Origin of the sequence: Mycobacterium sp. (assembly GCF_050700595.1) — a bacterium.
Taxonomy (GTDB): domain Bacteria; phylum Actinomycetota; class Actinomycetes; order Mycobacteriales; family Mycobacteriaceae; genus Mycobacterium.
In genome coordinates, this window is the sequence record NZ_JBOHHI010000124.1 from 1 (window position 1) to 11,355 (window position 11,355).

At 63.4% G+C, this 11,355-nt stretch carries 11 protein-coding genes and 1 pseudogene; 7 read left to right on the plus strand and 5 right to left on the minus strand.

The window, feature by feature from the left end:
* On the minus strand, positions 1-511 hold a 511-nt coding region (locus ACRDTL_RS12280; RefSeq protein WP_431506981.1), incomplete at its 3' end, for an FAD-dependent oxidoreductase.
* 431 nt (positions 512-942) lie between these two features.
* Between ACRDTL_RS12280 and ACRDTL_RS12285 the strand changes: the two genes are divergently transcribed.
* Together ACRDTL_RS12285 and ACRDTL_RS12290 are read left to right on the plus strand one after the other, a co-directional pair.
* Positions 943-2,826: a putative bifunctional diguanylate cyclase/phosphodiesterase gene (locus ACRDTL_RS12285; protein ID WP_431506990.1), complete on the plus strand. Its 1,884-nt coding sequence runs from the start codon at positions 943-945 to the stop codon at positions 2,824-2,826.
* A 92-nt stretch (positions 2,827-2,918) separates the two neighbouring features.
* Positions 2,919-3,272: pseudogene (locus tag ACRDTL_RS12290) on the plus strand (PAS domain S-box protein); the annotation flags it as partial.
* An 11-nt stretch (positions 3,273-3,283) separates the two neighbouring features.
* On the opposite strand, the gene ACRDTL_RS12295 reads toward ACRDTL_RS12290, so the two are convergent.
* Positions 3,284-3,940 (minus strand): TetR family transcriptional regulator, encoded by a 657-nt coding sequence (locus ACRDTL_RS12295; RefSeq protein WP_431506982.1) that lies wholly within the window; start codon positions 3,938-3,940, stop codon positions 3,284-3,286.
* Positions 3,941-3,985: 45 nt separating this feature from the next.
* Positions 3,986-4,777: a ScbR family autoregulator-binding transcription factor gene (locus ACRDTL_RS12300; RefSeq protein WP_431506983.1), complete on the minus strand. Its 792-nt coding sequence runs from the start codon at positions 4,775-4,777 to the stop codon at positions 3,986-3,988.
* 452 nt (positions 4,778-5,229) lie between these two features.
* On the opposite strand from ACRDTL_RS12300, the gene ACRDTL_RS12305 reads away from it, so the two are divergent.
* The gene (locus ACRDTL_RS12305) at positions 5,230-5,586 is read left to right on the plus strand and encodes a PAS domain S-box protein (RefSeq protein WP_431506991.1); all 357 of its coding nucleotides are present in this window, start codon (positions 5,230-5,232) and stop codon (positions 5,584-5,586) included.
* A 29-nt stretch (positions 5,587-5,615) separates the two neighbouring features.
* Here the strand turns inward: ACRDTL_RS12305 and tnpB are convergent, their stop codons facing one another.
* Complete coding sequence (gene tnpB / locus ACRDTL_RS12310) at positions 5,616-6,995, minus strand: IS607 family element RNA-guided endonuclease TnpB (protein ID WP_431506984.1); 1,380 nt, start codon at positions 6,993-6,995, stop codon at positions 5,616-5,618.
* The gene (locus ACRDTL_RS12315; protein WP_431506985.1) at positions 6,995-7,576 is read right to left on the minus strand and encodes an IS607 family transposase; all 582 of its coding nucleotides are present in this window, start codon (positions 7,574-7,576) and stop codon (positions 6,995-6,997) included. Before ACRDTL_RS12315 ends, tnpB begins: the two co-directional genes overlap by 1 nt.
* Positions 7,577-8,067: 491 nt before the next feature.
* On the opposite strand from ACRDTL_RS12315, the gene ACRDTL_RS12320 reads away from it, so the two are divergent.
* The 4 genes from ACRDTL_RS12320 to ACRDTL_RS12335 form a co-directional block, all read left to right on the plus strand.
* Positions 8,068-9,153, plus strand: coding sequence for a phosphotransferase family protein (locus ACRDTL_RS12320; protein WP_431506986.1), 1,086 nt, complete (start codon positions 8,068-8,070; stop codon positions 9,151-9,153).
* Between the two features lie 240 nt (positions 9,154-9,393).
* Entirely contained in the window at positions 9,394-9,693 is a 300-nt protein-coding gene (locus ACRDTL_RS12325) for a PE family protein (RefSeq protein WP_431506987.1), read from the plus strand.
* Between the two features lie 18 nt (positions 9,694-9,711).
* Positions 9,712-11,085 carry a PPE family protein gene (locus ACRDTL_RS12330; protein WP_431506988.1) on the plus strand — a complete coding sequence of 458 codons (1,374 nt, stop codon included), beginning with the start codon at positions 9,712-9,714 and terminating at the stop codon, positions 11,083-11,085.
* A gap of 30 nt (positions 11,086-11,115) precedes the next feature.
* The coding region (locus ACRDTL_RS12335) for a WXG100 family type VII secretion target (RefSeq protein WP_431506989.1) at positions 11,116-11,355 on the plus strand (240 nt) is incomplete at its 3' end.

Here is an 11,355-nt window from a genome sequence, read left to right on the forward strand (position 1 = left end):
GGCCCAGGACCCCGCCGCAGATCAGGGTTACCCGACGGCCGTTTTCGGCAAGCTCGGTGGCCGTTTCGATGCCGGTCAAGCCGGCGCCGACCACGGTGACCGGGGCGTCCGGGTGCAGCTCATCGAGGGCACCGCGCAGCCGCTCGGTGTGCTCGAATTCGGCGATGGGGTATGCGAATTCGGGCGCGGCTGTGCCGCTGCCCACGGCGTAGATCAGGTAGTCGAAGTCCAGCGTGGCACCGGAGTTCAGCACCACCTTGGCCTCGGCGCCGTCGATCCGCTCGGCGGCGCCGGTGATCAGGCGGATGCCTTCGCCCAACAGCGTGCCGTAGTCGACGGTGGCGGTTCCGGTGCCGGCGGCGAACTGATGCAGGCGGATCCGCTCGACGAACACCGGGCGCGGATTCACCAGGGTGACGTCGACGTCGGCGCGCTGTCGCAGGTGGTTGGCGGCCAGCGTCCCGGCGTATCCGCCGCCGAGGACGACGACGTGCGTGCGCAGTTCGGTCATTGTGGTCTCCTGTTCTCGCGGGATTGTGCCCTTGAGACACCGCAGAGGCGGCAGATGTGACACCGCGTGACGCACGTCACTGCGGCGGGCTGGGGTATCGGCGGCGCCGCGGTAGCGATATCAGAACCGTGGAATCAGGGGCAATGCCGGAAGCACCCTTGAATCTCCGCGTTTTGCAGATATACACTTCTGTTTCTCGACTGATATCCATCTGTGATTTAACGGACGCTGACTAATGCCCTTAAACGGGTGCCAAATAACTTATTTAGCAAGTGCCGAATAAGCTGTTTAGCAAGTGTCGAATATTATTAAACAGGTGCCGAATTTCTTAATCGGATGACAAACGATGCCGCGGCCCCGGCCTACGCACGACGCTTTATGAGAGGGTCACCGTGTCGCGCGGCCTCGTCGCTACTGTTGCCACCAGACTGATGGAGGCGAGCGCATCCACCGCTGGCCGAGTGAGCGAACAGGTACTGGCTCACCTCGTCAAGCGGCTCGACGTGGACGCCAGCTTTTTGCGGCACAACGACCACGACATCCGGGCGTCGATATTGGTCGCGGAGTGGCCACGGCGACCCGCCCTCCCCGATGTCGATCCCCTGGCCGCCGTCCCTTTCACCACCGCCGACCCTGTCTTAGCGCTCTGCGAAGACGGCAGGAAACCGACGGTGATGCGGCTCGACCAAGAAACTCTTACCTACCAACACCAGGTCGCGGGAAGCCGCGGTGTCGCGTCGTCGACGATAGCCTGCGCGCCGCTGATTTCCGCGCAAATGACCACCGGCATGCTGGGCTTCATCAAATTCGGTCGCAAGAAATGGAAGCCCGAAGAAATCAATGCCCTCGAGGTGATCGCCTCCCTGTTTGCGCAGCTTCAGGCCCGCATCGCCGCGGAAGAGAAGCTCCACTACCTGGCCGACCACGACGATTTGACCGGTCTGCATAATCGCCGAGCGCTGGTGGCGCACCTCTCCCGCAGACTTGCAAATAGAGGCAACGGGCCTGTCGCAGTCCTGTACCTCGACCTTGACCGGCTGAAGGCAATCAACGATTGTTTTGGCCACACCGCCGGGGATTGGTCCATCCGGGTGTTGGCCGAACGGCTTCGTCAAAACACGGGAAGCGACAGCCTGGTCGCCCGAATCGGCGGAGATGAGTTCGTCATCGTTCCAGACCGTGCGATGACAAGCGACAACGCGGAAGCGCTTGCCCGCCAGCTTCATCCGATGCTGTGCGGCCGGCTGGCGATTGGCGGCGATATGGTCACCGTCACCGTCAGCATTGGCGTGGCGGTGGGCGTCGCCGGGAGCGACGATTGGACCGATCTACTCGGACGTGCTGACGAAGCGGTCTTGACGGCAAAGCGCGACGGGGGCAACCAGGTGGCAGTCGCCAGTGGCCACATCTCATTCGAGACTGCGCTGCGCAACGATATCGAACTTTATCTGCAAGGCGACATTGACAGCGACGAGCTTGTCGTCAACTACTTGCCCGAGGTCGACTTATGGAGCGGTGCAATCGTGGCCGTCGAGGCGCTCGGCCGTTGGCACCACCCCAAATACGGGGTGTTGCTACCTGATTCGTTCATCGGAGCGGTGGAATCGATGGACCTCGCTAAGGACCTGGGTCAATGGGTGATGCGAAGCGCCTGCACTGAGTTCAGTCGCTGGCGGTCAAATGGTGTGGGACACAATGTGATATTGCGCATTAATGTCTCGCCTGCTCAACTGCTTGCTCGTGGTTTCGCACGGAGTGTTGCAGACGTGATCGAGGAGTTCGGCATCGACAGTGGCTCGGTGTGCCTCGAGATCACCGAGCGGGCAATGTGGCGCGACATCGAAACAACTCGGAGAACCCTCTCGGAATTGAAGGAGGTGGGGGTCCGGATCGCCATCGACGACTTCCGCACGGGCTACGCCGTCCTGTCAGACCTGAAGTCCCTCCCGATCGATGTGCTCAAGATCGGCAAGTCATTTGTACACGACTTAGGCAGCAGTCCTAGCGACCTGAAGATCATCCGCGCGATCATTGGGCTTGCCGAAGCGTTCGGTCTTGAATTGGTTGCCGAGGGACTCGAGACCCCGGCTGCCGCACTGACTTTGATGCGGCATGGATGTCACCGGGCGCAGGGCTACTTGTTATCTCGCCCGCTCGGAAGCAAGGCCACGGAATCACTGCTGACCACGGGCCGGATGCCTATGCCATTCCTCGCCGACAGCGACGCGTTGGCGCTGGGGCGTGATCTGGCATGGCCGGCGACGTCGCCCGCGCGAGTGTCATCTTGCGTCGAGATACAGCCATGTGCGACATGAAAAGCTCGACGAGAACGGTTCCCCACAGTCTCGGCACCGACGGCAATCAGCGGATTGATCGACGGCTCAATGGGAGGTCCGGCGGTTCACCGATGGACATCCTGACGCAGTTGCCTGCTGTGGTGGTGTTGGAGCGGATCCCGGTTCCCACGCTCGCTGTCGCGCGGGAGGGCACCATTTTGTTCGCGAATACGGCGTTTGCGGAGATGGTGGGTTACCGGCAGGACAGCTTGGCGGGATTGGCTTTTTCGGAGATCTTCTATACCGCACTGGGCGCGTTAGACGCGCTCTCCCGCATCGATGCACCGGCGAAAGTGGTCGTGGAGTTGCAGCATCGTGAGGGGTGGACGGTGCGGACCGAGATGAGCAAGTCGGCGTTGATACGTTGCGCTGATCCGATTGTCTTGGTGACGTTTGAGAATTTGACCGAGCGACTGTGGGACAAAGGAGCGATCGGTCAGGTGAGCCGGTGGCCCGGGGGCTGGCGTAGCGGCTCGCGGGCGAGAAACTCGCGAAAGTAGGGCAATGATGTCTCGGCGACGATTGCCGGGAGGAGAAGATCAAGGGAGCGGGTCAGCCGCTCGATGTGATCGTTGCCGTGCGCTGTCTTGGCGAGCAGTTGGGCGCCGAGCATTGCGTTGAGGATTGATTCGCTGACTGCGTAGGGATCGAGGCCTTCGCGGAGGTCGCCTTCTACGCTCGCCAGTTTGACCTGGGTTGTCATCGCGTCCAGCCAGCTGCTCCAGGCCTGGGAGGCTGCGCTGTTGAATTCGGCCAGTGCGCGCGTGAGTTGTTCGGCTGTGCGGGCGGTCTTGTCGGAAATAAGGAGGTCTGTGACGACGAAGACGCCGTGGATCATGTTCTCGAGTGCAGGCGAGGATGATTCGCACACGTGGCTGAACGCATCGCGGGTTAGGGTGGCGCCTTGTTCGATGATGGCGGTTGCCAGCGCTTCTTTGGAGTCGAAGTGGTGGTAGAGGGCGCCCTTGGTCATCCCGGTACGGTCGATGATCTCGCCTAGCGCTGCCGCCGCGTAACCGACCTCGCTGAACAGATCCATGGCGGCATCGAGGATCTTTTGGCGGGTGGCTTCAGACCGGGCTTGAGGCGCCATCGTCACTAGACCTACGGGGTGGGGTAGAGATGCGCTGGTGTGGGATCATAGTGAGAGTGCCTGAGCGGAAACCTTTTTCACAGCGAGCGCTTGGCGTCGTTTGATGAATTGGACGAAGTAGTCGATTCGGTCACGATTAGCGAAGCTGGGTAGTACCAGTATCCAGGCTCTTTGGAGGTTATCGAGGTAGCCCTCGGGTTGGTCGAGATCGCTGATTCGGCGCATGCCTACCCACAGCGCCACCAGCATTTTGGCGGTGTCCTCGGGATCGGCGTGGTCGACGACGTCCCCGTCGGCAACTGCATTTTGGATGAGAGTCGTGACGAACTCGATCCATGATTGCCACAGCGTGGTAGGCAGCGCGGTTGTGTTATCCAAGGTTTCGAGTAACCGGGCGCCGGCTTGGGCCACCTCGTGTTGGGTGTCTTGAACGGCAAGGAGATAGAAAAGATCGATCACTGTTTCCAGTCCGGACATCCTGCGGGCAAGTAACTCGGTGACTGCTGCACGGCTCATCTCGGTGAGATCGTCGATGATGGCCAAGGCAAGTGCTTGCTTGGAAGGGAAGTGAAAATACATCGCCCCTTTGGTGAGTTCAGCCTCTGTGAGGATGTCATCGAGGCTGACCATGCTGTATGCATGCCGGGCGAACTGGCGTGATGCGGCGGCGATGAGTCGGTGACGTGTGGTGTCCGCGCGTCGTTCGGTGGTCTCGGTCATCGCCCCGCCCGTCTTATCGCGGTCGCCGGGTAGCGGCAGGATTGTTTCACGCCCGGGCAATTCCCCCGCGAGTCGGTTTTCTCGATGATAGGGGACGGTGACCTGCCAGGTGCGCATCGACTAGAGACCCACCACCCGGTATTGACCCGCCTGAGGGCCGGCACTGTGTCTGTCGGGGTCTTCCGCCGGTCCGCGGCCTGCTCTGCACCCAGCATCCCGCGGTTAGCCATCCATATGACGCTACTAGAAAACTATCAGCTTAAAAAAGGCCTTTACCGCATGCGAAGTAGTATGTATCCTGCTCGTTCAGGAGCATAGTCAGTATAAACATCCCGACTGTGCCCATCCACGGCTGTAACCCGGTGTGCATCCGGATCGGCCGGCTTCCGTGAGGAGAACAGATGTCGTTGGTGACCACAGAACCGGAGATGCCGACGTCTGTGCCATCCATGTCGAACGTTGGGTTGGTTGCTGCGGGCTCACACGCCTACCGTGACGTCACCGGCATCGACGACGATCGGCGGATCGAACGGCGGCGTAATGGGAGGTCGGGCCATGCACCGACGGACATGCTGACGCAGTTGCCGGCGGTGGTGGTGTTGGAGCGGATCCCGGTTCCTACGCTCGCTGTCGCGCGGGACGGCACCATCTTATTCGCGAACACGGCGCTTGCGCAGATGGTGGGTTACCGGCAGGAGAGCTTGACGGGATTGGCTTTTTCCGAGATCTCCCATACCGCACCGGACGCGTTAGGTGCGCTCTCCGGCATCCATGCCCTGGCGAATGTGGTCGTGGAGCTGCAGCATTGTGAGGGGTGGACGGTGCGGGCCAGGATGAGCAAGTCGGCGCTGATGCGTTGCGATGACCCGGTTGCGTTGGTGACATTTGAGAATTTGACCGAGCGACTGTGGATGGACGAGCGATAGCACCGTTGCGAGTGAGTGGTCTTTAGTGATCACGCGACTTGCACCCCGTCTCGGGGTTGGTCCCCAGCCGGTCGGCTGGTTCCCTTCCGCGCTTCACAGCCACCAGCCGGACGGGGTCTGGTCTTACGGTCGGCTCCACGCTTGACGGCGGCCCTAACTGGGCCGACGACGCTAGTGGGTTCCTCGTAGCGTGCGAGGTTGATAGCTGCGTTGTCGTCACGCTGATGTGACACCGAACAGGCATCGCATTGCCAGTGTTCGACCCAGCCGATGTCCTGCACATGCCCGCAAGCGTGGCAGGATTTCGACGAGGGGTACCAGCGGTCAGCAACGACCAGATGCGACCCGTACCAGCCTGTCTTATAGGACAGGTGTCGTCGGGGTGTGGCGAGGGCTGAGTCCGACAGTCCACGGCGTCGAGCGCGGGCACCCGTCAGCCCTTTCTGTCGGAGCATCCCGGCCGCATCCAAACCTTCGACCACAATCTCGCCGTGGGTTTTGGCCAGTCTCGTGGTGAGGATGTGGAGGTGATGGGTGCGGACATCGTTGACCCGGCGGTGCAGCCGGGAAATCTCGGTGGTGCGTTCACGATAGCGGCGTGAGCCTTTCGCGCAGCGTGACCGTGCCCGACACAGCTGCCGCAGCTCCCGCAGCGCCGCTTCCAAAGGTCGGGGGTTCTCGACTTGTTCGATCACGACACCATCGCTAGCGGCGACCGTCGCGAGGCGGCGGACCCCGACATCGACACCAACCCGCGAACTGGGGTGCGAAACGTTGGGTTGTTGCGGGCGTTGAACAACCACCCGCACACTCGCGTCCAACCGAGTGCCGTTGCGCCGCACCGAAATCGCCAATACCCGCGCGCGCCCGGCCCGGATCAGGCGTTCGATCCGCCGGGTGCTCTCATGCGTCCGGACACAGCCCACCACCGGCAAGGTCAGATGCCTACGATCAGGCTCGACCCGCATCGCGCCGGTGGTGAAACACACCCGATCAGCGTCGCGGCCTTTCCTTTTGAAACGCGGGAACCCGACCCGTTTCCCGCCACGCTGCCCCGATCGGGAGGCTTGCCAGTTCCAGTAGGCATCCACGGCGCCGGCGATGCCGTCGGCATACGCCTCCTTTGAGCATTCCTGCCACCACGCCTGCCCGGTCTCGGCGTTCACACACACGTCGTTCTTGACCTGGTTCCAGCGTTTCCGCAGCATCCGCAAAGAGGGTTTAGCCGTTGCGATCCCGGTTGCGTGCCATGCATTGATGTCGGATTTGAGGGTCCCGACAGTCCAGTTATAGGCCTTGCGGCGGGCGCCGAAATGCCTGGCCAGCGCCCGTGCCTGCTCCTCGGTTGGGTCGAGGGTGAACCGGAACGCTTGAAGCGACCAGCCTTCGGGAATCTCGAACCGGGCCATTACGCCACCTCGCGATCCTCGGCCGTAGCCCCCAGAGCACGCTTGGCGCGGTTCTGCACCGCACGTTTGCCGTACAGGCGAGCGCACATCGAGGTCAGGATCTCGGTCATGTCCCGCACCAGGTCGTCATCAACCTCAGCCGAGTCCACCACGACCAGCTCGCGGCCCTGAGCGGCCAACGCGGCCTGAACGTAGTCCGACCCGAACCGCCAGAAGCGGTCCCGATGCTCGACCACGATCCGCGTCACAGTCGGGTCGCGCAGCACCGCAGGGAATTTGCGGCGGTGCCCGTTCAACACGGACCCGACCTCGGTCACGACCTTATTCACCGAGATCTGCTGGGCCGTGGCCCACCCGGTTACCCGCGCCACCTGCCGATCGAGATCCGTTTTTTGATCCGCCGACGACACCCGCGCATACACCGGCGTCCGCCGTGATTGGACAGCCTCCCGGGTCGGCTCGTCGACGAGAACCAGTCGACCCACACGCCGAGGCGGGACCGGCAACAACCCGGCGCGCAACGAGCGGTACGCAGTCACCCACGCAACACCATCCCGCTCAGCCCACGCCACCAGATTCATACACCCGTTCCTACGGCACACCACCGACAACTACCGACCGCTCAACCGGCACCAGCTGCCAGCCCTTGGATTTGCTCCTGTTTGGCGGACACACGGTCGGGCGGCTTTTGCCGTCTGAGTGGTCGGCGAGCTTGACGCGGCGGTGCGGCGGCCCAATCCGTAGCGGTGAGCGGGGGGCCCTGGTGGCCGCACCGAATGTGCAGGAAGAATGGCAGTCTCTTCGTTGTGTTGAATCGAATCATTCGGTATGTATTCAATCGGGTTGGTGTATTGTCGGTCTACATCTCGTCCAAACCGGGGGCGGCCCGCCTCCGGGTTCGGCCCGCCTCCAGGTTCGGCCCGCCTCCGCGAGGAGCAACATGGGACCTTAGGCAGACGTCGGGTTACCCGCTGAGCCGTCTGTGTGGTCGGGGTTCGTATCTTGCAACAACCGTCTTTTCATCCGAGCTGCGAGTCGCGCAGCACTTCACCTACAGGATGGCGGCCGAAAGATGACTAGCGTTTCATCCTCAAACTCGACCGAACTCGGATACGGCGTGCCGGCGCCGCAGCCGACCCAACTCACCGGCACAACCGAACATCTGCTCGCTCTGCTCTCTCGCTCTCGCCCGAGACCATCGACCATCGCAGATGCGACTGTCAGCCTGGTTATCCGGCTCAGCCCGCTGCGTGCTGAGCAGGGGCCCGGCCTGGGGGTTTTGAAGGTGGCCCGCGGCCTGCCGGGAGCCGCGAAACTGCGCACGCAGCGGCGCGTGCTTGCCGAACTCGCCATCCACCCGGGACTCGATGAAGAATGGCGCGAACTGTTGCCGCGGACCCTTGCTTTCGACGAGCGCGCCGATGCGACCGTGGCCGTGGAGTCCTACCGGCCCGGAACAGACCTGACGGAGGTACTGGCGCGCCGCCCAGACCGTGTCGAGGCGTTGACCGCCGCGGCCTTGAGCGCAATCGCACCGCTGCACCGGTGGACTGCCACGTTCATTGTCGTCGACGACCTCGGCTTATTCAGGCGATGGGTCGTTGAACCACTGGCGGCCCTGGCGCACACTTGCCGACGGCTGGATCCCCGCCTGGTTCCCGAACTGGACCGGCTTGAAGCGATACTGCGGCGGGCCCTCCGCGGCCGGCGTATGTCGATGAGCTGGACACACGGCGACTACACCCCGGGCAACGTCCGGGTGGGCGGCGTGCAGGGTCCGGTCACCGGCATCCTGGATTGGGCCGGGGCGCGGCCGGGCCAGCCGGCGCTGATCGATGAGTACCTGATGATCCTGACGGCGAGCAGCCAGGTGGAGCGAGCTGATCTGGGCGCAGTCATCACTGCGCGGTTACGCGCGGGCGGCCTCTCGGACCGCGAGCGTAATACGCTACGTGCAGCGCGCGACCGATCGGACCCGGACATTGGCGACCGTGAGCGCATCGATGCACGCATCGACGAGCGCGTTGCCATTCTGCTTACCTGGCTGCACCATGCTGCCGAGTTGTGCCGCAAGCGCGCCACCCATCCAAACCACCACATCTGGTGGGCCACCAACGTCGCTCCGGTGCTTGACTGCCTCGACGCATTGTCGACGTAATTGTCAGCCGGCCCGGCGGCACGCCAAGTGGACTGTTTTACACCTGTTTAGCCCAGGCGTATCCATGCCATGCAAGAGCTCGCCGACATCACTATCAGTTTGGCATTAGCCTTGCATTATGCTAAATAGTATGTAATCTGCCTTATACATGGACTATGAGTACACAATGTCCGGGTCGTATCAGGGCCGCGGTAACCTGCGGCCGGCTTTTGGGTCGGCCTGACTTCCCAGGAGGAGCACATGTCGTTCGTTACCACGCACCCAGAAATGCTGGCGTCCGCGGCCGGAGAACTGCAAAGCATCGGATCGGCAGTGGCCGCCGGAAATACCGCGGCCGCTGCCCCGACGACCGGAGTGATTCCTGCGGCTGCCGACGAGGTATCGGGACTGACAGCGGCGCAGTTCGCCGCACATGCCGTCCTGTACCAGACGCTGAGTGCCCAAGCCAGCACGATTCACGAACTGTTTGTCAACACCCTGGGCACCAGCGCCGGTTCGTACGCGGCCACCGAGGCTGCCAACGCCGCAACGGCCCTCTGATCCGGCAGAGGTTTCAGCATGGATTACGGGGCGTTGATGCCGGAGATCAACTCGGCTCGGATGTATGCGGGTCCGGGCGCGGGTCCGATGCTGGCCGCTGCGGCAGCCTGGAACGGGCTGGCCGCCGAATTACGTTCCGCCGCATCATCTTACGGATCGGTGGTCTCGGGGCTCACCACCGCATCGTGGTTGGGGCCGTCGTCAACGGCGATGGCGGCCGCGGCCACGCCCTATATGGTGTGGATGAGTGCGACCGCCGAGCAGGCCGAGCTGACGGCCACCCAGGCTTTAGCGGCGGCGGGCGCCTATGAGACGGCGTTCGCGATGACGGTGCCACCGCCTGTGATCGCGGCCAACCGTCTGCAGCAGATGACGCTGATCGCGACGAACTTTCTCGGTCAGAACACACCGGCGATCGCGGCCCTGCAGGCCCAGTACATGGAAATGTGGGCTCAGGACGCCGCGGCGATGTACGGATACGCCGGGCATTCGGCGGCAATCACCGCCAAGGTGACGCCGACCACGCCGCCGCCGCAGACGACCAACTCGGCCGGCCTGGCCGCGCAGGGCGCCCAGGTTGCCCACGTCGCCGGCGCGTCGACCGGCACGGGCGTGCAGTCAACGCTGTCGCAGCTGGTCTCCACGATGCCCACCGCGCTGCAGGGCCTCGCATCGCCCAGTTCGTCGTCGACGTCGGGACTTCCCGGGATCCTGGGTGGCTCTTCTGCTACCTCGTCCACGGGAGGGATCCCAGGTTTCGGAGGGCTTACGTCCGGGTTCTCCCTCGGAGGTCTGTTGGAGCAGTACGCTTTTCTCCCCGGGTTCTTTGGCATGTTTGCCGCAATCACCCCGCTCCAGGCCCTTATGGGTACGGGGATAACCCAGGCAATGACCTCCGCCGCCGCCGCACCTTTTGCTCAGGGTGCGGCGGGCGCGGCGGCGGCCGGTTCAGGTGCGCTGGGGTCAGGGTTGGCCGGCGGTATGGGTGGTTTGGCGGGCCTGGGCCAAGCGGCCTCAGTCGGCGGGTTGTCGGTGCCGTCGAGTTGGGGCTGGGCCGCGGCAGGGCCGGGCGCGATGCTGGGTGGTTTGCCGTTGGCGTCGCCGTTGTCGGGCGTCAATCTGGGCGCGACGGGTGGCCTACCAGTGGCAGCTGGGCTACCCATGATGATGGGTGGGCTACCACATGCTGCCGCGGCGGGTGGTACCGCTGCCGGCAAGTATGGGTCGCCGCTGAGCGTGGTGTCACGCCCGGCGGCGGCCGGTTACTCGCCGGTTCCGGAATCCCCGGCGGCTGCAGCGATTCCGGTACCGGCCGGACTGCCGCCAGCCCCCGGATACACGCCGGCCATTGTTTATCTGCCCACCAACGGGCATGCGCCGGTTCCAGTGTGACGGATACGTCTTAGAGAAGGAGACAGTCAAGTGCCTACGCGTTTTATGACCGACCCGCACGAGATGCGGGCGATGGCGGGCCGGTTCGACGTGCACGCCCAAACCGTCGAAGACGAGGCCCGCAAGATGTGGGCATCCTCGCTCAACATCGCCGGGGCCGGCTGGAGCGGCACCGCCCAAATGACGTCTCACGACACCATGGGCCAGATGAACACCGCCTTCCGCAACATCGTCAACATGCTGCACGGGGTGCGCGACGGACTGATCCGC

What these genes read in the sequence shown, in the direction of transcription:
- ACRDTL_RS12285 (WP_431506990.1), top strand. Translation starts at nt 943, where the DNA reads ATGGAGGCGAGCGCATCCACCGCTGGCCGAGTGAGCGAACAGGTACTG.
- ACRDTL_RS12295 (WP_431506982.1), bottom strand. Translation starts at nt 3,940, where the DNA reads ATGGCGCCTCAAGCCCGGTCTGAAGCCACCCGCCAAAAGATCCTCGAT.
- ACRDTL_RS12300 (WP_431506983.1), bottom strand. Translation starts at nt 4,777, where the DNA reads ATGCGCACCTGGCAGGTCACCGTCCCCTATCATCGAGAAAACCGACTC.
- ACRDTL_RS12305 (WP_431506991.1), top strand. Translation starts at nt 5,230, where the DNA reads ATGCTGACGCAGTTGCCGGCGGTGGTGGTGTTGGAGCGGATCCCGGTT.
- tnpB (WP_431506984.1), bottom strand. Translation starts at nt 6,995, where the DNA reads ATGGCCCGGTTCGAGATTCCCGAAGGCTGGTCGCTTCAAGCGTTCCGG.
- ACRDTL_RS12315 (WP_431506985.1), bottom strand. Translation starts at nt 7,576, where the DNA reads ATGAATCTGGTGGCGTGGGCTGAGCGGGATGGTGTTGCGTGGGTGACT.
- ACRDTL_RS12320 (WP_431506986.1), top strand. Translation starts at nt 8,068, where the DNA reads ATGACTAGCGTTTCATCCTCAAACTCGACCGAACTCGGATACGGCGTG.
- ACRDTL_RS12325 (WP_431506987.1), top strand. Translation starts at nt 9,394, where the DNA reads ATGTCGTTCGTTACCACGCACCCAGAAATGCTGGCGTCCGCGGCCGGA.
- ACRDTL_RS12330 (WP_431506988.1), top strand. Translation starts at nt 9,712, where the DNA reads ATGGATTACGGGGCGTTGATGCCGGAGATCAACTCGGCTCGGATGTAT.